The 23,982-nt window shown below is 41.3% G+C and carries 16 protein-coding genes; 7 read left to right on the plus strand and 9 right to left on the minus strand.

Annotated features, from left to right (window positions below):
* Positions 1–31 precede the first annotated feature (31 nt).
* Together ACC612_RS07795 and ACC612_RS07800 are read right to left on the minus strand one after the other, a co-directional pair.
* Positions 32–2,863, minus strand: a complete 2,832-nt coding sequence (locus tag ACC612_RS07795) for a DEAD/DEAH box helicase (protein WP_371853941.1) — start codon at positions 2,861–2,863, stop codon at positions 32–34.
* Complete coding sequence (locus ACC612_RS07800; protein ID WP_371853942.1) at positions 2,860–3,693, minus strand: metallophosphoesterase; 834 nt, start codon at positions 3,691–3,693, stop codon at positions 2,860–2,862. The genes ACC612_RS07795 and ACC612_RS07800 overlap by 4 nt, the downstream gene beginning before the upstream one ends.
* Positions 3,694–3,829: 136 nt before the next feature.
* Here ACC612_RS07800 and ACC612_RS07805 point away from each other — a divergent pair, with 136 nt between their 5' ends.
* From ACC612_RS07805 to ACC612_RS07815, 3 genes are all read left to right on the plus strand, one after another.
* Positions 3,830–4,786 (plus strand): deoxyhypusine synthase, encoded by a 957-nt coding sequence (locus ACC612_RS07805; protein WP_371853943.1) that lies wholly within the window; start codon positions 3,830–3,832, stop codon positions 4,784–4,786.
* A gap of 20 nt (positions 4,787–4,806) precedes the next feature.
* Positions 4,807–5,463 (plus strand): orotidine-5'-phosphate decarboxylase, encoded by a 657-nt coding sequence (pyrF, locus tag ACC612_RS07810; RefSeq protein ID WP_371853944.1) that lies wholly within the window; start codon positions 4,807–4,809, stop codon positions 5,461–5,463.
* A 254-nt stretch (positions 5,464–5,717) separates the two neighbouring features.
* Complete coding sequence (locus ACC612_RS07815) at positions 5,718–6,149, plus strand: PH domain-containing protein (RefSeq protein WP_371853945.1); 432 nt, start codon at positions 5,718–5,720, stop codon at positions 6,147–6,149.
* Positions 6,150–6,190: 41 nt separating this feature from the next.
* On the opposite strand, the gene ACC612_RS07820 is transcribed toward ACC612_RS07815, so the two are convergent.
* From ACC612_RS07820 to ACC612_RS07835, 4 genes are all read right to left on the minus strand, one after another.
* Entirely contained in the window at positions 6,191–7,084 is an 894-nt protein-coding gene (locus ACC612_RS07820; protein ID WP_371853946.1) for an exopolyphosphatase, read from the minus strand.
* Positions 7,081–9,162: a polyphosphate kinase 1 gene (gene ppk1 / locus ACC612_RS07825; RefSeq protein WP_371853947.1), complete on the minus strand. Its 2,082-nt coding sequence runs from the start codon at positions 9,160–9,162 to the stop codon at positions 7,081–7,083. The genes ACC612_RS07820 and ppk1 overlap by 4 nt, the downstream gene beginning before the upstream one ends.
* A gap of 201 nt (positions 9,163–9,363) precedes the next feature.
* On the minus strand, positions 9,364–11,082 hold the full coding sequence (locus ACC612_RS07830; RefSeq protein WP_371853948.1) for a CHAD domain-containing protein: 1,719 nt from the start codon (positions 11,080–11,082) through the stop codon (positions 9,364–9,366).
* Positions 11,083–11,202: 120 nt separating this feature from the next.
* Positions 11,203–11,547 carry a DUF362 domain-containing protein gene (locus ACC612_RS07835; RefSeq protein WP_371853949.1) on the minus strand — a complete coding sequence of 115 codons (345 nt, stop codon included), beginning with the start codon at positions 11,545–11,547 and terminating at the stop codon, positions 11,203–11,205.
* 182 nt (positions 11,548–11,729) lie between these two features.
* Between ACC612_RS07835 and ACC612_RS07840 the strand changes: the two genes are divergently transcribed.
* Positions 11,730–13,037 (plus strand): MgtC/SapB family protein, encoded by a 1,308-nt coding sequence (locus tag ACC612_RS07840; RefSeq protein WP_371853950.1) that lies wholly within the window; start codon positions 11,730–11,732, stop codon positions 13,035–13,037.
* Positions 13,038–13,062: 25 nt separating this feature from the next.
* On the plus strand, positions 13,063–14,541 hold the full coding sequence (pap, locus tag ACC612_RS07845; RefSeq protein WP_371853951.1) for a polyphosphate:AMP phosphotransferase: 1,479 nt from the start codon (positions 13,063–13,065) through the stop codon (positions 14,539–14,541).
* A gap of 10 nt (positions 14,542–14,551) precedes the next feature.
* On the opposite strand, the gene ACC612_RS07850 is transcribed toward pap, so the two are convergent.
* From ACC612_RS07850 to ACC612_RS07860, 3 genes are all read right to left on the minus strand, one after another.
* Positions 14,552–15,799, minus strand: a complete 1,248-nt coding sequence (locus tag ACC612_RS07850; RefSeq protein ID WP_371853952.1) for a CYTH domain-containing protein — start codon at positions 15,797–15,799, stop codon at positions 14,552–14,554.
* A 104-nt stretch (positions 15,800–15,903) separates the two neighbouring features.
* The gene (locus ACC612_RS07855; RefSeq protein ID WP_371853953.1) at positions 15,904–16,392 is read right to left on the minus strand and encodes a chemotaxis protein CheW; all 489 of its coding nucleotides are present in this window, start codon (positions 16,390–16,392) and stop codon (positions 15,904–15,906) included.
* A gap of 29 nt (positions 16,393–16,421) precedes the next feature.
* Positions 16,422–20,312: a methyl-accepting chemotaxis protein gene (locus tag ACC612_RS07860; RefSeq protein ID WP_371853954.1), complete on the minus strand. Its 3,891-nt coding sequence runs from the start codon at positions 20,310–20,312 to the stop codon at positions 16,422–16,424.
* Between the two features lie 436 nt (positions 20,313–20,748).
* Here ACC612_RS07860 and oadA point away from each other — a divergent pair, with 436 nt between their 5' ends.
* Both oadA and ACC612_RS07870 read left to right on the plus strand, forming a co-directional pair.
* Positions 20,749–22,476, plus strand: a complete 1,728-nt coding sequence (gene oadA / locus ACC612_RS07865; protein WP_371853955.1) for a sodium-extruding oxaloacetate decarboxylase subunit alpha — start codon at positions 20,749–20,751, stop codon at positions 22,474–22,476.
* Positions 22,477–22,486: 10 nt separating this feature from the next.
* Positions 22,487–23,974 carry an acetyl-CoA carboxylase biotin carboxylase subunit gene (locus ACC612_RS07870; protein WP_371853956.1) on the plus strand — a complete coding sequence of 496 codons (1,488 nt, stop codon included), beginning with the start codon at positions 22,487–22,489 and terminating at the stop codon, positions 23,972–23,974.
* Positions 23,975–23,982 lie beyond the last annotated feature (8 nt).

The raw sequence follows: 23,982 nt of genomic DNA on the forward strand, positions 1-23,982 counted from the left end.
ATCTCAAAAATAGAAGTATTTAAATATGGTCTCAATCCCAGAATTTCTTTGTTTTTGCATAGTTGCGTTCTGCTGCCATAATGTCTCTATAAAAGTCTTCTTCCTCCGCCCTATTCTTTTGTATGATGCGGGAAGCCGTTTCAGGCCCAACGCCTCTGGAAGCAAGGGCAATAACAGCCTTTTTACCATATGCACGCACAAAATTAGCATTTCTATATACTCTCCTCATGCGTTTCACCTCTTCATTTGAAGCAGAGCCAGCATGTTTTTTCATAAGTTTAATCTCTTCCTCTTCCCAGGGCTTGAGTGCAGCCACCATTTTCGATCCACACACAGGGCATACGATATCATCAGGCACATTCATGACTTTCCGGTGTGATGCCCATTTTTTACAATGAATGCAGAACAATATAATGTTATCATGCATAATGCGTTCCTTTAGAGCCATCACAATGGAACGATCAGCTTTTTCTGGAGCTACCAGGTCCCGTTTCATAGAGAATCCTGATGTACCTATTGGGGTTGGGCCACTTACTTCTATATGGTAAGTACCAGAAGCAATCAGGGACAGAACCTCACCGGCTTTTTCTACATCCAGCATATCATGCATGATCTCACGAATTACTTCGTCATACATGGAAGTGCCCTTGTATATCTCAAGTAGCTTCTTCATACTGATCCTGTCATAATCCAGATCTTTGCTTAATGCCCCGAACTTTCTGGCAACATGCACCATCTTCCATTTCATAAGAGATGTATTCTTGAGGGTCATCTCTATAACAGGTTCAATATGTTCAGGTGAGGTGCCAAGTATCATCGACCTTATATCCACAGGTTTGAGTCTTCTTGGTCCCTCTAATCGTATACGGTAAGGATCTATTTCCTGTGCCACGCTGCTACCGAAGCGTGCTGCAAGCAGGGTTGTCAGCACTTTACCTAGAGTCTCATTAGTATTATGGCCAAAACAAGCGTTTATGATCACTGCATTCTCATCAGTTTCGATGACCAATGTCTTGTCGTCAGGCACTTTAAGCCCGGATGAGACATGTTCTGCCACAAGAGCAATTACTTCTGAAGCACCTCCCATGTCGACATGGTATTTTCGCATAAGCTCCTCTGCGATCTCTTCTTCCGGGATATTCTGAAACAGTGAATCCCTTATGAATGCACGCAGTCTTCCAACTGCCTGAGCTACATCAAAAGGTACAGGTATTTCCTCTCCCACCCAACTGGGTATCTCGCCCTTTGCCTTTACAGGTTCAACTTTAATCCTGTCCCTTTCGGTGTCCATGTCTATGACTCGCCACATGTCACCTTTAGTGATGAACACAGCACCCGGAGTTGCGGAAGTTACAACAAAAGCTTCATCTAACATTCCCACTGGCCTACCGGAAACCATGTCGAAAACTTCATACTTTTTTTCATCTGGTATCATGGACAGGTTCTCATAATAGTACTGCCAGCTCTTGCGCCTTCTGCCCAGTACCCTTGAACCTTCTTCTCTCCACACCAGCCGATACTCTGTCACCTGTTCCACAACCCCTTCCAATTCCTGCAGGGTCAGGTCACGGAATGGGTATGCTCTTCTAAAGATCGAGTGTAGGCGTGAAATATCAAGTTCTCCGAAATCAAGTACCATGCCGGATATCTGGTTGGCCAGCACATCGAGAGCACCGGTTTGCACTGATATATTTTCAGCTTTTCCTTCAAGAGCATGCATTACTATCATCATGCTCTCTGCCACGTCATCCTGCCCTACTGCCAGAATGGTACCTCTGGACACTTCGTGTATCCTGTGTCCGGCACGTCCCACTCTTTGCAAAAGCCTTGAAACCTGCCGCGGAGATCCATATTGAACAACATGGTCCACCTTACCTATATCAATGCCAAGTTCCATGGAAGAAGTGCATATAAGACCTCTTAAGTCTCCTGCTTTGAAAGATTCTTCAGCTTCGATACGTGCTTCCACAGACAAAGATCCATGATGCACTCCTATTGACTCGTTCATTATCCTGAAACCCGATGCCAGTGCTTCGGCACTTTGTCGGGTGTTGACAAAGACAAGAGTTGACTCATGCTTTTGTACTATGTCTCGAATGCATCTGAGGTGGGAGGCGAACTCAATATCACATCCGATAAGCTGCGAGATGTCCATATCCTCTTCAGCTACATGCGGGCGTACTACGTCAAATTCCAGGAATTTGGACATGATAACCTGCAACACAACCACGTTTCTCTCTGATCCTGCAAGGAACCGTGCAACTTCATCTGGATTACCCACTGTGGCAGAAAGTCCCACTCTCTGGAATTCTCCTGCAAGCTCCACCAGCCTTTCAAGACCTACTGCAAGTTGCGCTCCTCTTTTTGAAGCTGCTAGTTCGTGTATCTCATCCACTACTACATGTTTCACATATCCCAGGCTTTCTCGCAGTAACTTACCTGTGAACATTGCCTGCAAAGTTTCAGGCGTGGTGATTAAAAAGTCAGGTGGTCTGCGTGATTGTTTCTGACGCTCGTTACGTGAAGTGTCTCCATGGCGGACCTGCACATCAATACCAAGCTCCTTGCCCCACCACTGTATGCGTGAAAGCATATCCCTGTTCAGTGCCCGAAGCGGTGTAATATATAGGGCTGATATTCCTTTCCTTTCTTCAAGGGATCGTGCTAGGATATGGTTAAAGATCGGCAATACGGCAGATTCTGTTTTACCGGAACCTGTAGGTGCTATAAGAAAAGTGTGTTCACCTTTTAATATATGAGGAAAGGCTTTTTCCTGGGGTTCCGTAGGTGCCTTGAATCCAAGTTTCATCAAGGTTTCCTGAATTCTCGGATCAAAAGTATCAAACAGGTTTCCAAAGCTCATTTGCGTTCCTTCCTTCTCACCTTGCGTTCTTTTTTCGGACCATGCAACTTTCGCACATGTTTCAAAAGCCCCAGCTTTGTACCATCCAGCAGGTAGAGTTCTGCATTATCAAGCTCCATTGCCCCCGATGAAAATATCGGACCCAACAGGTCATCTTCCAGCGACTCATTGAATGCAACGCCTCCGCACAACTCGTTGAAAGATGGCACAATGAACACTTTTGGATCTTTCCATTCCTCATTAAGATCAAGACTGCTATAATGTGATTGTAACACTTCTTTTTTTAACTTGGTGCGCACCCAGGCGGGTTCCACTACCACGTGGCCAAGTGGATCTGTAAATCTGATTGTCGGATGATTATGTGCTGTGATGATATATTCGGTTTTTAGCAGTTCAGGAGCAGGCCAGGTATGGCCATGAAAATAGCCTACACTATCTATGATCGCTCCTCTGGAAGAATGTAACTGTAAGTCTTTTCCTTCCGGAAGGAGAAATTCTATCCCTGCATCATGATTTCCAGGAAGAATGTCCACATGCACGTGTTCTGCAAGAGTTCTCAGGAAATAAGGAAGTTCATCTCTTTCCTGCCAGGAGATCTGAGGAACGTTATGTTTCACATCTCCCAGCAGTATAAGCCTTTCAGGTTGCACAGTTTGGATGTATCCTAAAATGCGGTCAAGGCCCATTTGCATGCGGCTGGGTATGGAAAAACCACTGGTATAGAGGTCCCACTCTATTCCCAGATGTATGTCTGCTATTACCAGAGACCTTACTTCATTTTCCACAACAAGTGCAGGCTCATTAAATATAGGTTCTATCTCGATTGCCATTCGTATATACTATTATTATAAGATGGATTTTTCTTTGAATATAGCAATAATGCATTTTAATATATGCCGGTATTCATTTATGAAGAAACCTTAAAACATATGAATGCTGTTAACGTACCAAAAGAAGGGCTTTTAAATGGTTCATCATTCAATGGAAGGAAGTCTTCAGTGTCCTATCAATCAGGCCAGGGTAACCGCTGGCATGAGCGTGGACGAACTGATACATGCGCTTGATGGCTGTGCTTTTGGAGCAGGCCGGATAGCCGATGCAGTTGATATATATCATGAGATGTTAAGTAACGGAAGCACCAGTTTCTTCGGTCTTGCCGGAGCCATGGTGCCAGCCGGCATGCGCGCCATTGTAGCTGATCTCATAAGGGATGGCTACATAGATGTACTTGTCACAACAGGTGCGAATATGGTGCATGAGGTTGTGGAATCCATGGGTCTGCACCATTATAAAGGTACAGAGCAAACCGACGATGTGGAACTCAAACATCAGGAGATAAACCGCATCTATGATGTGTTCCTGCCTGAACATCATTTTACTGATTTTGAAGAGAAGATGCAGGCAATATTTTCTGACATCGGTGATAAGACCATATCCATCAGGGAATTCATGACACATATTGGTAATAATATCGATGACAAGAATTCCATATTACGCACAGCGGCAGACATGAACGTACCTGTGTACTGTCCTGCGATACAGGATTCAATGATCGGGCTGCAGGCCTGGCTGTACAAACAGATGCATACTCTTAATGTGGATGCATTTGCTGATATGCGTGAGATAATCGATATTTGCTACGAAGCAAAAAACCCAGGTGCGTTGCTTATCGGTGGAGGAGTACCCAAGAACTATATTTTCCAGTCCATGCTCGTGACCCACCAGGAATTCGAGTATGCTATACAGCTTACCATGGACACTCCTGAAACAGGAGGTTTGAGCGGTGCCACACTTGATGAAGCGCGCTCATGGGGCAAGGTTAGTGAAAGTGCCCGTTCGGTCACTGTTCACTCTGATGCCACCATTACTCTGCCTTTGCTCGTAGCAGCTACAAGAAGCAGGCTTGCTAAAGATAATAAATAACATTTCAGGAAGTGATGTACGTGATAAAGGATACAAGACTCATACTTGCCCTGGATGTTACGGACCGGCAGCAGGCACTTAAAATATCCCAGAGCGTAAAAGGCCATGTAGATGCTATTAAAATTGGTTATCCTCTGGTCCTTGCAACAGGAAAAGATGTCATAGGTGAAATTGCAGAAATGGTGCCTGTAATCGCGGATTTCAAGGTCGCAGATATTCCTAATACTGACCGCCTCATCTGTGAACAGGTGTTCAGAGCTGGCGCAGATGCTGTAATAGTACATGCTTTTACCGGTTCTGACAGCCTTAAGACATGTGTGCAGGTTGCCGAAGAACATGGTAAAGAGGTCTATGTAGTTACTGAGATGAGTCACCCCGGAGCTCTGGATTTCATGCAGAAGGTTGCAGAAGATATGGCACAGATGGCCGCTAATGCAAAGGTTACAGGTGTAGTTGCACCAGCTACCCGTCCGGAGCGTGTTAAAAAGATCCGAAGTATTATAGGGGATGATATTGCCATTATATCTCCCGGTGTGGGGGCCCAGGGCGGAAGCGCTGCCGATACCATCAAAGCAGGAGCAGACTGGGTAATAGTGGGCAGGAGTATTTATCTTGCTGATGATCCAAGGCAGATGGCCATTAACATCGGATCAGAAATAAAAGATGCTTTGAAATAACCATAGTATAATGTGTGCCTGTGATGAGATCATTTTCTGAACAGTGATGAACCCTATGAGTCCTGAGGCACACAAATTATGCGTATATAGTTTAGCAGCAGGGAATTAATGCCTCTGTACTAATCTTTTTAAAAACAATCTTTTTTTTGTCTTAAGAGGCTACTTTTAACCGATTGTTTATATATGCTATACAAGACAATTTCTAAATACCGATTTTTTTAAAAATACATTGTGAATAAGTATGGGGAGTATGTATGTCGGAGTTTAACTCAGATCTTGGAGAGATGGCTTTCAAGTTGGGTATGCTAGTGCTCAAAACTGAAATATCTAAAAAAGAATCTGTGAAACTTATTCGTTCATTAGGAGGAGATAAAGAGGAGATAATATTCCTCCAGAAAATCAGCAAGTTTTGGAATCAACAGAATATTTTCGACCGACCAGATGGTCTTGCTGTAGTCACTAATTATCGCTTCGTTTTCCTCTCCAAAGTTAAAACAGTTTTAACAGTGACGGATTATTTGAGTTTTCCTTATGATGTTATACAGGATATAGAGGTCACTAAAGTCATGCACATTAGCCCGGCTATTCGATTTAAGGTAGATGGTAAGTTATATGTTTTTACTTTTTATTCGAATGCTGATGAAGTTCTTGAGGCGATAAATAAAGCAAGAAAACATATTAATTAAATTTTAATTTTGTAGGATACCCATTTCATCCGCTTCAGCCATCACACAAATGTCTGCTTGTGTTTATTGTACAACACATGGATGATTCCATCAGCAAGTCCCATTTGTGGCACGAACATTTCTGTGATGCCACTCCATTTCATCACTGAAAGGTATATTTTTGCTGCAGGGACTATCACATCTGCCCTGTCAGGTCTTATACCCAGCTCCGATATGCGCTGTTCAATGGGGAATGAACGGATGTAAGTATGCATCTTTTTCAGTTTATCGTATTCAAGAGGTGTCCCTTCCTTTGTTTTGGAGATACTGAAAAGAAAATTAATATTTCCTCCGCTGCCCACTGCTGATATTGGATGATAGCGGGAAGAAACATTCTTCACCCATAGTTTCATATCCTCCCAGTCCCTTCGGGTCACAAGTCCTTCATGTATGCGTATGCTTCCAATATCAAAAGACCTGGATTCCATTATTTTATTGTCATCAAAGACGAGTATTTCAGTACTGCCACCTCCAACATCTACATACATGTGGCATAAATTGTTTTTATTCTCAGCCAGTCTTTCCACATGGTTATAATAAATGATCTCAGCTTCTTTTTTTCCACTAATTATCGAGAGGTCAATACCGCTTTCCTTGTGTATTAGGTCAACTATTTCCCTGTTGTTGCTGGCTTCACGCATAGCTGACGTAGCGCATGCCATATAGTCTGCAGGCTCAAAGGCATCCATGAGATACTTGAAACCTATCATGGTCTTAACAAGCTGCTGTATCTTTTCTTCGGAGATCTTTTTGTGGGGAAATGCATCTTCACCTAAGCGTATAGGCATTCTGAACAGTGAAACTTTCTCATATACAGGTCGAACGCTTTCCTCTTCAACTTTTGCAAGCAAAAGCCTCACGGCATTTGAACCGACATCTATTGCAGCAAATTTCATTCCAGACCACTTCTTCCAGATGCTTTATTAGAAAATAACTTGTACAAGTCATCCTGTGCACGCCTTGCAGTGCTTTCACGTCTTCTTTTGACATATTTGTTGTCCAGTTCTTTATTTATAATGCGAGCTTTTGTATTATCAGCAAACTGAATTTCCATAAACTGCTTAAGTTCTTCCTGAATATACTTATCGTAGATGGGTACTGCCACCTCTACTCTCATATCAAGGTTTCGGACCATCCAGTCTGCAGAAGAAATGAAATATCTCTCATCTTCGCCGTTACAGAAAATGAATACTCTTGAATGTTCCAGGTACTTATCTACTATGCTTATAACCTGGATGTTCTCGCTGAGTCCTTTGACTCCGGGAACAAGAGAACATATACCCCTTATGATCATTCTGATCTTTACGCCTGCCTGGCTAGCTTCGTAAAGTTTTTCTATCATCCTGCGATCTACAAGGTTGTTCATCTTCAGGTATATATACGCCTGTTTACCATTTTTTGCATTCTTTATCTCTGCATTTATCAGCCTGTAGATCTTGTTGCGCATGTAATGGGGTGCAACTATAAGATGGTCATAATTGATATGTTTATATGTATGTTCAAAGAAATCAAAGAGATCCCTAATTTCTCCGGTTATTGCAGGGTTTGATGTAAGCAATGCGTGATCACTATAAACATGTGCTGTTGCCTCATTGAAATTTCCTGTGCCTATGCATGCATATGTTACAGGGATATCATTCTCTATTCTTGTGATCTTGCAGAGCTTGGCATGTACTTTAAGCCCAGGCACTCCATCTATAATGGTAGCACCTGCCTCTTCCAGTTTTTGTGTCCAGTAAATGTTGGCCATTTCATCGAAACGAGCCTGTAGTTCAATGACTACTGTTACAGATTTTCCATTCTTCACTGCATTAATAAGGGCATTTACCACGTTTGAGTTCTTTGCCACACGGTACAATGTCATTTTTATTGTCTTTACATTTGGATCAATAGCTGCTTCTCTGAGCAGGTCTATCATATGGTCAAAAGAATGGTATGGGTAACAGAGCATTACATCTTTGTTCCTTATAATGTCCAGAATGCTGCGATTAACTGGCAGTTCAGGATGCCTTATAGGTTTAATTCTTTCATATAACAGAGAGCCATTACCCACGTCCGGGAAATTAATGAAATCCCGTGCATTATGATATTTTCCACCAGACACTATATTCTCAAAGTTTTTCAGGTTCAAGCTATTAAGAATTATGTGGAGAAGGTCTTCAGGTATCTCTCTATCATATACAAATCTTACAGGCTCTCCTTTCTCTCTTTGTTTCAGACCTTCTGAGATCTTTTCAAAGAAGCTTTTCATCACATCATCATCGATGTCAAGCTCAGCATCCCTGGTAAGTTTGATGGTGTATGCGCTTATAGAGTCATAATCAAATATCGAGAAAATGTTTGATAGCCCAAAGCGGATTACATCGTCAAGCATAATTATGTACTGAGTGCCAGTTTTTGATGGCAGGGGTATATATCTCGGCAATACGTCGGCAGGTACTTCGATCAAAGCGTAGTTGAAATCCTGCGGGTCGAGGTATTTGTACATTGCCACTGCAAGATATATCACCTGGTTCTTAAGATAAGGGAACTTGCTGAGTTCCCTGAACATTATGGGTACAAGCCTGGGACGGACTTTGGAAATAAAATATTCCCTCACAAAATCCTCTTGCTCTGGGGTAAGTTCTGTTTCATCAATAATGAAAATATTTGCTTTTTTTAGTTCTTTTTCAACTTCTCGGAATGTCTCTTCGAATTTATCCCTAAGCTGTAATACTCTTTTATGGATCAGTTTCATTGTTTTCTTAGGGGAGTCTCCTATTATTTCGCTGGATTTTACACCTGCATCTATCATCCGGTGAACTGTGCCTACTCTCACACTAAAGAACTCGTCTTGGTTAGAGGAAAAAATGCCTAGGAACTTCAGTCGCTCCAGCAATGGCAATGAAGGATCTGCTGCCTCCTGCAATACTCTTTCATTAAAAGAAAGCCAGCTAATCTCACGGTTAACAAATTTGACTATTTTTTTGGCCATCTAAATCACAATATATAATTCAAGTTAAATTAAATTTTCCCATCCCTTATGTTCCAGAATTAAACACAAGTTCATGATATGTTAGCGTAACCAGATATTATCACAAAATATTGATGCATATATAATAACATTTTACACTTATTAACAATAGTCCTACATATATCTATATACTCTTTATATCAATGCAGGTTCGCTAAGGTCTTAATCCTCATACAGTGAAGCGATGACACCTGAAAACCGGATTCCAAAATTCTGGTCCATTATTTTCTCCCACAATTCTGGAAAAGTATCAAGTAATTCAGTGATGTTGTTCTTAAGATATCTCAGATAATTTTCAGTTCCAGGGTCCGATGGAGCTATTACATGTTCTTCCATTTCTTTGCTTCCTATAATACCCCATTTCCCATATTTCAAGTAATTCTCCAGTAACTCCGTCGCAACTACAGCGTCATGAATATCGCCAAGATTGTCCTGCAGTGCTTTGAGGTCCTTGACCAAGCTGTTTGTTTTATCTCCCAGGACTTCCTCGAAGAATTCTAAAGTGTATCTTAGTATCTTCACGTCTATGCGTAAAGCATGCAACATCTCATAGGAAGGTTCAGATTCATGTACAAGATCATCATATGCCCTCACCGCAGCAAGTTGCTTATATAATAGAGGGGGCAGCACATCCCTTACTCTGTGGGGCAGGGGTTTTCCATCCTTGTCTGTCAAGGATTCATCCCATTGTTCTTCTTTTTCCAGTACTTTTGTGAATTTTGTCTTGAACTTATCATACTTGCTGCTATCAAGATGCAGTAGCATAAGCCCCCTTGCTTTATCTCTCTCTATCAAAAGAGTATTAATAAGTTCGTCAAGTTCTGACTGCCTCTCGTCTGGCAGCGAATCGATATATTTTAGTATCCTTTCCATGAACACATCCAGATCTCTCACGGATCCAAGTGACTTACGTGTTGTTTTAATGCTCCTGAAAAAGGGTTTCATTACATCCATGTCCAGATGGCCATTGAATACCTGCAATACAGAACGCATACGCATGGCTGCCACCCTCATGTCATGCAGCTCTTCTATATCTTTGCCCAGCATTGTGCCGCGTTCATGTTTAAGCATTCTTCCAAAATGAAATCTCAATATCTTATGGGCAGCTTCACGCATGTGGTCGTCTTTTTTGATATCAGTTCTTTTCATTACATGGAAGGTTTTGACATTTATTACAGGAGTGCTTTCCTCTGGAATATTGTCAGTAGTTGTTATAAGGTCATCTACATTATCCCCTGCTTCTAGGGTCAGATCCGTCATTGTTTCTGGGAAAGTTGTTTCTGGAACACTCTCTGTCGCTGATTCCACTGTACAGTTTTTATCTTTTTCTGTTTCATCTATTATGATCTCAACATCGCCCAAATATATCTCTTTTTCAGCACCTGTAGAGCTCCACTCTGAAAATTCGTTTGTTGGATTAATTATCTGGGAGATCATCATACTGCTAAGAGCTGCTGTTAATTGACTTTCTCCGGAAAACATAGTGTTTTCCCTGTCAATGTTCTCCGTCTCTGGCTCACACTGAGCAGGAACTGGATTATTTCCGGACTCTTGGAATATCATATTTGACAATAGGAAAAGAGTCCCTAAAGCATGAGCAACCATTACATATGCCACTTCAGGATAAAACCAGTTATCTGGATAAAGCAAAATAAAACCAAGAATGCCTGAAGCAGATAGCATAGAACCAGTTGACAATATAACTATCTTGTTTATCTTCCCAGGAAATAGCAGAGTCATCCCCAATAGCATAAACATAACACCTGCTCCTACAAACCCTACAGCCAAGAATATCTGGCCAGGTCCTGAGAATCGGTTAATACTTTTGAAAACCGTATATATTATTGCAAATGCTATGCAGATGAAGCCTATAATGCTCATTAAAAGCATAGGTTTCTTTGAAATGCTATCCCCTCATGATCCATAGGTAATCGTATGTTTCCTGATAAATAAAGTTTTGTGCATAGATCGAAATGAAGAAACTTAGGCACGTGCATTTCTTCAAGGCTTAAGGCTCTTAAGCTTCCTTAAAGTGCCCTGTATTATTTTCTTCTGCATCTCAAGCCGTTTTATTTCTCCTTTTAACATGCGGCTTTGAGGAGTAGAATCTTTGTGTTTTTTCATTTTCTTTTGGAATGATCTGATGTTTGTTTCCACATCCTGTTTCACTTTTTCCCTGTCCTTCAGTATAGCATTTACTGGGCATACTTTCACGCATTTTCCGCAATATATGCAAATGTGGTCATCAATGACTGCTTTGCCCTTGGACATAGAAATAGCATCCACAGGACATCGTTTAACACACTTCTTACAGGAAATGCACTTCTTCTTCAAAATCCAGGGCATATGGTGTACCTCTTACTTCTAGGGGGTCTGCAAAGGAAATATCTTCAATTCATATATGTTGTGTAATTGGTCTTTTACTTTTTCCCCTATGTGATACCTCAAAAAAATAAAAATCTGCTGAGGATATATTATATATGGGGTCTAATTCATATTCTCTTTTACATAAGTAAAGAGAAGGCACCATGCAAACAGTGGACTTAATTAATCAATTTGGATTTGATCCGTTTCTGGTAGGTTTCTTTGAGAAACTGGGTGTTTCTTTGATGATAGGAATACTAATAGGCATAGAACGTGAGCATTGGAGAACAAGTAAAAAGATCTATGCAGGTGTCCGAACTTTTACTATTACATGTCTTATTGGGATGCTTGCCACATTCATGCAGCCTTATGTTTCTTTTGATATTCTGCTTATAACTACTGTTTTTATGGTCTTTTCCTGCATTCTTATAGTATACGCAGTGAATGTAGTTTATGGGCGTTCAGGACTTACCAGTGCTATTGCACTCTTTTTCACATATCTTTTGGGTGTTCTGGTCGGTATTGGCATGTTCCTTGTTCCAATTGTCTCTGCTGTTGTTCTAACTTTTGTGCTGATCGAGAAAAAACCATTACATTCATTGGCAGAGCATTTATCCGAGGGTGACATCGCAGGTGCTTTGAAGTTTCTGGCAGTTGTTTTTGCATTATATCCTCTGGTACCAAGTGAACCGTTATATGATGTACTCTATCTCAAATCAGCTATACTCATTGTTGTCCTTGTATCCTCTATTAGTTTTGTGAACTACCTTTCTCTAAAAAAGATGGGTTCCAAGGGGGGAATCGCTTATTCCGGTCTTTTGGGTGGTCTGGTAAGCAGTGAAGCTACTATCGTAGCACTGGCTAACATCTCACGCAGAAGGGTCCACCTTACTGAAAATGTGTACATAGGCTCTATGCTTGCTGTTATATCCATGTTCATCAGGGATGTCGTGATCGCTGTAATAGTAGACACCAGCGGAAAAACTGCACTTCTTATGCTCCCTCCCTTCTTATTAATGGGATTTATCACGATTATGCTTGTCTTGTTTGAAAGGCAGAAAATGGAAGTTACTGAGGAGACACTTGAAATTGGATCTCCTTTTGCCCTTGGACCTGCTTTTAAGTTTGGTTTGGTATTTTCATTATTTCTGTTACTTGCAAATACAGCCAATACTTTTGCAGGACCAGTAGGTACTTACGCTACAGCTTTGGGGGGCATAGTGAGCAGCGCAGCAGTTACTGCATCAGTAGCATCTCTTGCACTAGGGGGAAATATCTCTTATCAAACAGCCGCTGAAACTGCAGTAATGGCAAGCATCATAAGCACACTGACAAAACCGGTGTTCATTAAAGTAACAGGGTCTAAGGAGTTGTTCAGCAGGTCTCTGCGACCATTTATTTTAATAGTCATTATCGGTAGCCTTGCTCTTATAGTTTGGAGCATGCTCCAGCATGGCTTAATATTAAGGTAAATTGAGAGTTTTAAGAGTGGTCTAAATGCTTGAGAGTGTTGATCTATCGTTGCGTATGAGCAAGGGGGAATATAAGGCCCAGATAGAAGACCTATACATTCGTATAGGGGAACTGCAGCGAAAGGCTTGGAAAATGAATATACCAATCATCATTGTGTTCGAAGGGTGGCATGCCTCTGGAATGGATAGTATTATCAATCGCTGTATGTTAGCATTTAATCCAATGGGCTTAAGGTTCCATGTGATAGTAAAACCTACTGAAGAAGAATCTAAGAAGCCGAAATTCTGGAGGTTCTGGCAAAAAATACCGGCATATGGGAAAATCGCTATATTTGAAAGAAGCTGGTATAGCCGGAGCATAATTGAATCTTTTGATAAAAGATCAAGGTATAATGAATTGGATTATTACGTAAAAGAGATAAACAAATTTGAAAGGCAGCTTACAGATGATGGATATCTTCTTATGAAATTCTTCATGCACGTCAGTCAAGAAGAGCAAGCTAAAAGACTTAAGTTATATGAAAAAAAAGGTATACCAATTTCTGTTGTCAGTGAAGAATTAGATTATGAGAACGAGTACAAATGCTATTTCACTTTGGTAGATGAAATGATCCAAAAAACTCATTCATCGCATTCTCCTTGGACAATAGTGGAAGCAGAAAACCTTAATTACGCAACTATCAAAACCCTCTCTACAATCCTTGTTACAATGGAAAGCTATATTATAAGCAGATTAAAAAGTAACATCTCACTACTTGTTTCAAAAAGTATCGCTGATTTTATCTCATCTTCAAATGGACTATTAAATGCAGATCTTTCTTTGATGATAGAAGACGAAAGATATGAACGAGAAAAGGATCTCTATCAAAAAATACTTGGTGAACTTCAATATGAACTTTTTCAGGAAAAAAGACCTCTAATGGTTGTCTTTGAAGGCTGGGATGCTGCAGGTAAAGGTGGAAACATAAGGCGTATAGCTGAGAAACTTGACCCACGGCTTTACAAGGTTGAACCTATTGGAGTTCCCAACGATTATGAAAAGAGCCATCATTATTTGTGGCGCTTTTACAGGAGAGTGCCTGATGCTGGTCACATCACCATATTCGACAGGAGTTGGTACGGAAGGGTTCTTGTAGAACGGGTGGAGAATTTTTGTCAGGAAGAACGATGGCAACAGGCATATGAGGAGATCAATGAATTTGAAGAAACTCTTACTGATTTTGGAACAATAATTGTGAAATTCTGGTTGCATATCGATAAGGAAGAGCAACTTAGAAGGTTTCAGGACAGGGAAAGTATTCCTGAAAAACAATGGAAGATCACTCCCGACGATTGGAGAAACAGAGAGAAATGGGATGATTATCTCAAAGCACTTGACGAGATGCTCTTAAAGACAGATACTAAATATGCTCCCTGGACAGTAGTGGAGTCTAACGATAAAAGATATTCCAGGATAAAGACTTTAAGTACATTGGTAGGTGCCATCGAAAAGCACCTACGGTAAAATCTCGGTATCAGCTTTCTGCTTTAAAATCTATCATCTGATCAAAGATCAAACGCCATAGGTCGCTTTTTGTGTCTGCTCTGTCAGCATCAATAGTGGCTCCTTGCCCTTTGATTAGTATCGTCACATTGTAATCTTTTACAAAAATTTTATGTAAATCGGAATGCATGCGACTGTAATCCATGCCATCTGCAATGCGTATGAGAGCTGCTATTTTAAGAACATTCTTTTGCATTTCTTCCGGCAGCTTTCCAAAGGTTTTAGTCCTTAATTTATCCAGTCTTTTTGCAGTTATTTTTTTCTTATGCAGAAAGGTTGTCCACACTGCAAAAGGCCAGAATTTCTCTGGTAATTCACTAGGTGGAGAATGCATCAGAATGTCTCTGCCAGCTTTATGATGGTCCTGCACATCTTGATATATTCCTATATCATGTACAAGGGAGCATATCCATATTACACGCCGATACTCATCCCCTAAACCATGTATAGCTTTGAGTTCATCAAAAAGCTTGAGTGCATTCTCCGTTACTTTCCGGGCATGCTCCCTTTCTATATGGTACTTCTCAAAAAGGATTTGTATGGCCATAGGTGTGGCATCAGGTTCTTTTTTGGTTACAAGCTCGTTGTCAGCTCCATTAAGTAACATGATACCATGTTCAAACTTTGAAAGACTGCCAGGAATGAGGCCAAATTCTTCTTTTAATAAAATTACAAGAGTTTCCAGTTCATTCTGATCCACACCTGGTAACAGCTCTACCTCGATTTCCTGATATGCTTTGTCTTTTCCTGTAACACTGATCTTTACATCATCGAGGCTAAGTTCAGCAACCTCTTTCTCTCTATCTATATCGAATATTTTCCTATTATTTCTCAAATGGCTTACATTAAACAATGGAACTAGAGAGTTTTTTCCCACGATCTGTGAAAGAAAGTTTTTCATCTCTGATTCTTCCCACTTTTCAAGAGGCATATCATGGGTAAGAGTACATTCCATCTCTTCTCTTCGCCTTATGCCATCTTTTCCGGCACCTCCCAGGGATTTGAGAGTATAAACAATACTTTGTCCTTTTTCTCTCCGCCTTAGATAATATCCTTCATACATGATTATCATGTCTGATGTATCCAGATATGTATCTTCTAATTCATTCTTGATTGGAATATCAAGTCTGAACTGACCGATAGTTGGAGTATTTAGAAAAAGATTAAATGTGTCCTTATCTGGAACGGAGAATTTAGCTTCTATTTCCATCTGTACCATAAAATAATCTGTTTATTGGTATTTAGCATTTTTTGAAAAAAACAAACTGATAAGAATTAGGTACTTAAAAAATGACAACACAGGGATAAAACCCTGTGTTATACTTAAACGAATTGAGTCAGTTGTTCTGTCTCATAGTCGGAAAGGACATTTCTCAGGTCCAGCAGGATGAGCAAGCGGTCATCGAGCTTTCCAACTCCTTGCATATAGTTGGAGGACACACCAGATCTTATTATATCTGGTGCAGCATCTACACTGGAACTGGGAATACGCAGTACTTCACTTACGGAATCCACCATCATGCCGATAATCTGATTTTCCAGTTCCACGACAATAACCTTATATTCATCGTTCTTATCGCAAGACTGGATGTCGAATTTCTTTCCAAGGCTGATCACAACTATGATCCTTCCCCTCAGATTGATTACACCTGCTACATATTCAGGAGCTTGGGGTATGACTGTTATCGCAGGCATTTTTATTATCTCCTGCACTGCCATAATATCTACTCCAAACTCTTCCTCTCCTAGCCGGAATATCACAAGCTGCAGAAGGTCACTGTCAGCTTGTTTAGCCATTTGAGTTTTTTGCATGAGAGTGTTCATTCGTTATCCCTTCATTTTTAAATATGCGTAGACCGAGAGCTAGCGGAGCTGCAAAGTGCCTGTTTCTTTTGTGTATATCCACTCGTTTTTCTTTGAGCAGCGTGCCCGGAAATCTCTTCTCCCTTCCGGGAACTATTTTTAGGTTCTGAATCGGTATTGTCCAGAACGAATTTCTTCACAACAGACATCATGTTGTTTGCCACTAATGCCAATTGTTCTGCTGATTTCGCAAGCTCCTGCATACCTGCAGTCTGCTCCTCAACTGCCGCTGATGCCTCCTCGGTACCTGCCGCTGATTCTTCGGAAATAGTAGACACTTCTTCTATAGAGGCTGTGATCTCTTCTATAGATGCTGATTGTTCCTGAGCTGCTGCAGCAATCTCCTGGACCATCATTGCTATCTCGTTTCCTCCCTCTACAACTTTTTCCATACTTGAGGTAGCTTCGTTCATAGCGGCAGAACCTTTTGCGACTTCTTCAGAGCTTCTGTTGATGGAGGTAACTGCATTACTTGTACCTTCCTGTATGTCATGGATAAGACCTGCAATTTGTTTGGCAGCATTACCCGAATCTTCAGCCAGCTTGCGGACTTCGTCTGCAACCACTGCAAAACCACGACCGTGTTCGCCTGCACGTGCTGCTTCTATGGCAGCGTTAAGAGCAAGCAGGTTTGTCTGATCTGCAATGCTTGTTATCAGGCTTACTATTTCGCTAATCTGGCTTGATTTCTTGTCCAATTCCTTGATCACATTTCCAGCTTCTGCTTCAGCCTTTTGAATGGCTCCCATCTTCACAATGAGTTCCCCGGCCGATTTGCGCATTACTTTAATCATTTCGTTGGACTGGGCGGCTGTCTCTGCAGCTTTTTGTGAATTGGAAGCAACCTCTTGCACGGTCTTGGTCATGTCAACCATTGCCCTAGATACGTCGCTGGTCTTAGCTGCTTGGTCCTGCGCACCTTTTGATATTTCGCCCACTGTTTCAGCTATCTGATTTGATGCAGCTGTCATTTCTTCACTGGAAGCAGACATGGATTCTGCTGTGGTGGATACATTATTACCACCTTCACTAACGAGTGCTACAATCTCATTGAGTGAAAGCCTGCAGTTCTCTATACCGTCGGTGATGCTCTTAAAGTCTCCAACACCTTCAACTTCCACTCTGCGTGTGAGGTCATTATTAGATATTGCACTCAGCACCTCGCTGGAATCATTTATCAGTGCCTGTATGCTATCACCAAACTGATTCAGTGTATCGGCCAGGTTCCTGAAATCACCCTGAACCTCAATATCCATCCTTGTGGACAGATCACCTGCTGCATAGGAATCTACCACTTTTGCTGCTGCATTTAGAGGCTCTATGACTGCATCCAATGTATCATTGACACCTTTTACTATAGCTCTATATTCTCCCTGATGTTTCGATGCATCTGCCCTTGTTGCCAACTTTCCTTCGACTGCAGCTTTTGAGAGCATATTTGCATCAGTAATCATTGCTCCAACGGCTGACTTCACCTTTGTCAGGTTGTCATTTATTTTCACAAAGTTTGCCTTTGTTTCTTTTGTATACTCGTTGGCTTCGGCAATGTTCATATTCATTTCAAGGTTTCCTCTTGCCAGCAGGTCAAGATTTGCTGATAAGCGGTCTACTTCTACATTTGTATAGTCCCTAGTCTCCAATATGGCCGTGAGATCTGTTACAGTTTCAACATAACCTATCTTTTCGCCTCTTCTATTCTTCAGGTAAGCTGTATCCTGCTTGCACCTCAAACCACACCAATCGAAGTAGCTCTGGTTTATTCCCTTATGCAGCTGTTTTATACCGCAACCTTCTTTGTTACAAATATTCGCATTTGCTGAGCTACAAGGCATTCCTTTTGCTTCGCTTCTATCACTAACAGTGCCTGAGTCTGTCATTAGTTTCTCAAATGCTTTGTTCAAGAATACCCAGTTCATATCGTTATCTATTACATGAATTGGGAACGGTACTGCATCTATTATAGCCTCGTACCAATCTGTTTTATCCACTACAGTGTCAAGAGTTTCGTTAACTCCTTCAACTATATCTCTATACTTGCCCTGATGCTTAGTCACATCTGCTCTAGTATCAAAGTTGCCTTCTGTTGCAGCCTTTGAGAGCATAAGAGAATCATCCACTAGCCTCTGTATGTTCTCCATCATCTTGACACAAGCAGGGATCAACTGGTCATTAGCGGAAAGCCTGCCTATTTTTTTGTATTGTTCCATTTCATGGAGGTCGCCGGCTGCCACATTTATAAAGGCGTTCTGCACATTGATTATTTTCTGTCTGAGTTCATTTGTAGCTTTTGCGACATCTGCAAATATTCCCTGATAATGGCCTTCTACTTTTAGTGTACAATCATTCACTGCCAGAGTTTGCATTACTTTGTCACTTTCTACAAGTCCACCCAGGCCATCGATACATGCATTAATGTTATTCTTGATCTCGTTAAAGTCACCTTTGTATTCATCCGTGATCTTTTGCGGGATTTCTCCTCTTGAGATAATGGCAACCTTGTCAGCAGCAACATTTAGTGGATCAACTAGTGCATCCATTGAATAGTTTACAGCTTTGACAGCTTCTTCGAATTTACCCTTGAATCTGGTAGCATCAACCCTGTGATCGAGTCTGCCTTCTTCGGTAGCCTTTCCCAATGCAAGGAATTCATCAGTCAGGCTCAGTACATTTTCCATCAGCTTTATGGTATTTGGCAACAATTCATCATTAACAGATCTCTTTCCTGCTTTCTTATAGCGTTCAAGGTCACTGAAATCGCCTCTTGCCATGAACTCAAAGGTACGGGTGATATTTACAAGGCGGGCACGTGTCTCGTTAACTGCAGCAGCATTTTCCGCAAATATGCCTTGGTATTTATTGTCAGCCATAGTTGCGCTGTGGTCGTTGACAGCCAGTTTCTTTAGCACATCGGTGCTCTCCTGCATAGGTCCTGCAACGGCATCAAGTGTCTGGTTCAATGATGAGATGATTACTTTATATTTTCCTTCATGCTTTGATTCATCTGCGCGTACCTTTAGATCACCTGCAATTCCTGCCTGAGCAATTTTGTGTGTATCTTCAAGGAGATTATTAATCGCAGCTACGCAGTTGTTGAGGTTATTCTTCATATCACCATAGGCGCCTTTATACTCCTTTGTGATGGTTGGTGGTATATCTCCATGAGAGATCCTGTTCATGTATTTCATTGCTGCTTGAAAGGGGTCAACTATAGAGTTCATGCATTCATTCATGCCCTCTACTATCTTCAGATAGTTGCCGGAATAGCCAGTTGTATCGACCCTGGCATCCAGTTGACCATTAACAATGGAATTCGACATATCTACTATTTTGTTTGTGATTTCCATCTCTTTGCTCATATCGGAGATGAACTCAACAGCACCTACAATTTCTCCGGAGGCATCTTTTATAGGAGCGGCTGTATAGCGGATCGCACAATTATTTGAGCCTCCTTTAGCAATTGTCTCTCCTGTAATGGTTTCACCATTTTTCATTGCTATAGCAGATTTGCATTTTTCAGTGTTGCAATGGCCTGTCTTGAACAGTTCAAAGCATTTTTTTCCATGACATTTGTCCACAGTTTGGCCGGTGAAGTTAGCTGCAGCTTTATTAATATAAATTATATTGAAGTCTTTGTCCATGCTTACAATAGGCATCGGAACATTGTCCAGGATGTTCGTGCGCTTGAACATCTCGCACATCATCTTATTGATGGAAGCTGCAAGTTCTTCGTGTTTTGGGTCCTTTTTGGAGTCAATTCTTACCGTTAGGTCTCCATTGTTAGCGTGTTCTACTACGCTAGATATTTCGTCAATCATTTTCCAGTCTTTATCGGCCGCAGATTTCCACATTTTTGAGACATCTTCCAACATTCTACATCACACTCTATATTTGTTTATTTTTCTAACAGTTAAAGTATATTAAAAGCAACGAATAAACAAAAAAGAATCTTTGAATATATAAATATAACGTGTATACAAATACAATTGATATATCCTCAAAAATAGCAAAAATCAAGGAAAATACCTCTCTCTACTTGAATATGAATAAAAATCAGTTTACTCTCTTTTGTATACTGATTCTAAGCTTAATATTTACTTTAAGATGTACATCTCTTAATTACAGTAGCAAACGATTCTAAATGCATATTTACTCCTTTTTTGTTCATCTAGCGGCATATTAAAACCAGAGAACCAGAAACTAAATATGATACCATGAAGTATTAAGTACAATTTTAGCTTGAGCTACACACAAATATCGCTCATCACATTTATCAGATTTAATTTATTTATGTCCCAGAGGTGTCACATGAAAGTAAAAATAACAGAGACCGTCCTGCGAGATGCACACCAATCGCTCATCGCTACCCGTATGCGCACCCGCAATATGCTTCCTATTATGGAGAAGTTGGATCAGGTGGGTTACTACTCCCTTGAGATGTGGGGAGGTGCAACATTTGATACCTGTATCCGATACCTAAATGAAGATCCGTGGGATAGGCTAAAGGCACTCAAAAAGGAAATGCATGATACATATGCTCAGATGTTGCTTCGGGGACAGAATCTTGTGGGCTACAGACATTATTCGGATGATGTTGTTGAAAAGTTCGTACAAAAGTCCTATGAAAATGGTATCGATATTTTCAGAATATTTGATGCTGTCAACGATATCCGCAATATGGAAAAAGCTATATCAGTAGCTAAGAAGCAAGGTGCACATGTTCAGGGTACGATATGTTATACTACAAGCCCGGTCCATACAATAGAAAAATATGTAGAATTTGCAAGAGATCTTGCTGAGCATGATTGTGATTCATTGTGCATTAAGGATATGGCAGGTTTGATTTCTCCTCACCAGGCCTATGAACTCGTAAAGGCTATCAAAAAAGAAGTAAACTTGCCATTAGATCTCCATTCCCACTGTACTTCCGGTATGGCTCCCATGAGCTATATGGCAGCATGCAGAGCTGGTGTGGATATTCTGGATACAGCTGTTTCTCCTCTTGCGTGGGGAACCTCACAGCCACCTACTGAGTCCATTGTGGCTGCCCTGGCAGAAACAGATCGTGCTACAGGTCTTGATATAGAACTAATAGCAGAGGTAGCGGAATATTTCAAGGAAATAAAGGATGAGTTGAGATGTGTCCTTAATCCAATATCAGAACAAATTGATACCAATGTGCTGATATACCAGATACCAGGTGGGATGCTTTCTAACTTTGTATCTCAGTTGAAAGAACAGAATGCTCTAGACAAGTACAATGATGTGCTCAAGGAAGTACCACGGGTTCGTGCAGAACTGGGTTATCCTCCTCTTGTAACTCCTACAAGCCAGATAGTCGGCACTCAGGCAGTACTTAATGTGCTAATGGGTGAACGTTACAAAGTGATCCCAAAAGAGGTAAAGGACTATGCACGCGGACTGTATGGCAAACCTCCTCAGAAGATCGATTCGGACATTATGGTAAAGCTTATACAAGACGAAGAACCCATTACCTGTCGTCCGGCTGACCTGCTTGAACCTGAGTATGAAAAGATGAAAGCTCAGGCTGAGAAACTTAGACTGGTTAAGAAGGAAGAGGATGTTCTTACTTATATCTTATATCCTGCTATAGCACCTGCGTTTTTGAGGGGTGAAACAAAGGAAGAAGAACTCGTACCTGTTAGAACAGAAACTCATCCATGTGCAGTTCCCTGTTCTCAGAATATCCCCACTGAATTTAAGGTAGAAATAGATGGGGATGTATTTAATGTGAAGGTCCATCCCATAGATGGGTCCCTAGATGTTACAGAAGAGCCAGAGAAACCCTCCGCAAAATCTGTTCCAGGCGCAGTTACAAGTCATATGCAGGGTATGGTACTTTCCATCAAGGTTTGTGTAGGGGATTCTGTGGAGGAAGGGGATACAATATGTGTCATAGAAGCCATGAAAATGGAAAATGCAATACACGCACCTCACAGTGGAATAGTCAAAGAGATATTCTTCGGTGAAGGGGATTCAGTTTCCTCCGGAGATGTATTGATGTCTATTGAATGAGGTAGGTTTCATGTTCAATAAAGTACTCATTGCAAACAGAGGTGAGATAGCCATTAGGGCAATGCGCGCCTGCAGAGAACTGGGCGTGAAGACAGTTGCTGTATATTCTGAAGCAGATAAGAATGCCCTCTTTGCAAAATATGCTGATGAAGCATATCTTATAGGCCCTGCACCTTCAAGTCAGAGTTATCTCAATATGGAGAAAATACTTGATGTGGCTGAAAAGACAGGTTCCGAGGCTATCCATCCTGGCTATGGTTTCCTCTCAGAGAATCCTGTATTTGCATCCAAATGTGAGGAAGCAGGAGTTGTTTTCATAGGCCCTCCAGCCGATGTCATCAAAAAGATGGGTAGTAAGATAGAAGCCCGTAAAACTATGAGTAAGGCAGGAGTTCCTGTAGTTCCTGGTACGGAAAATGCTATATCTGATCTGGACGAGGCGGCAGAGGTTGCAGAAGATATCGGTTATCCTGTCATAATTAAGGCATCTGCAGGTGGCGGAGGCATCGGAATGAAGATAGTCCATTCCAGAGAGGAATTTGCAAATGCTATCACTTCCATTCAGTCCGTTGCAAAGTCTGCATTTGGTGATCCAACTGTATTTATAGAGAAATATTTGGATGAACCCAGGCATATAGAGTTCCAGCTACTTTCTGACAAGCACGGGAATACGGTGCACTGTAATGAGAGGGAATGTTCCATACAACGCAGGCATCAAAAACTGATCGAAGAAGCTCCTTCTCCTATTATTACCGAGGAGATGCGTGAACTGATGGGGGAAGCAGCGGTCAAAGGAGCTAAGTCCATAGGTTATGAAAGCGCAGGTACTATGGAGTTTCTGTACTCCAAAGGTCAATTTTATTTCCTTGAAATGAACACACGCTTGCAGGTAGAGCATACAATAACTGAGCTTATTACCGGCCTTGATCTTGCTAAAAAGCAGCTATATATTGCTGCAGGTGAAGAACTTGCATATTCCCAGGAGGATATTCCTCTTAGAGGCTGGGCAATAGAATGCAGAATCAATGCTGAAGATCCATTGAATGATTTTGCTCCATCTCCCGGAAAGATCCGCAGGTATCGTTCTTCCGGAGGGCCGGGCGTGCGTGTTGATAGCGGTGTGCATATGGGATATACTATTTCTCCATATTATGATTCCATGATCTCAAAGCTAAGTGTATGGGCCCCTTCACGCATAGAAGCCATACACAGAATGGACAGAGCACTTTATGAATATGTAGTGGTTGGTGTAACTACTAATATCCCATTCCATAAAGCTGTTATAAGGCACGATCAGTTCATCAAAGGCAATCTTACAACTCATTTCATTGAAGATAATTCCATCATTGAGCATGTGAAAAGGGTAGTGAAGGAAGATTCAGAGAAAGGAGCTACACTTGCATCTGCACTTGAGAACAAGCCTACAAAGGTAGCTGCTGTGACTGCAGCTGTAGAGTCATACATGCAGGCAGCGAAGAAACAATCTGGTAAAGAGTGATTTCATAT

It is taken from the genome of Methanomethylovorans sp., from assembly GCF_041447285.1.
Lineage (GTDB): Archaea > Halobacteriota > Methanosarcinia > Methanosarcinales > Methanosarcinaceae > Methanomethylovorans.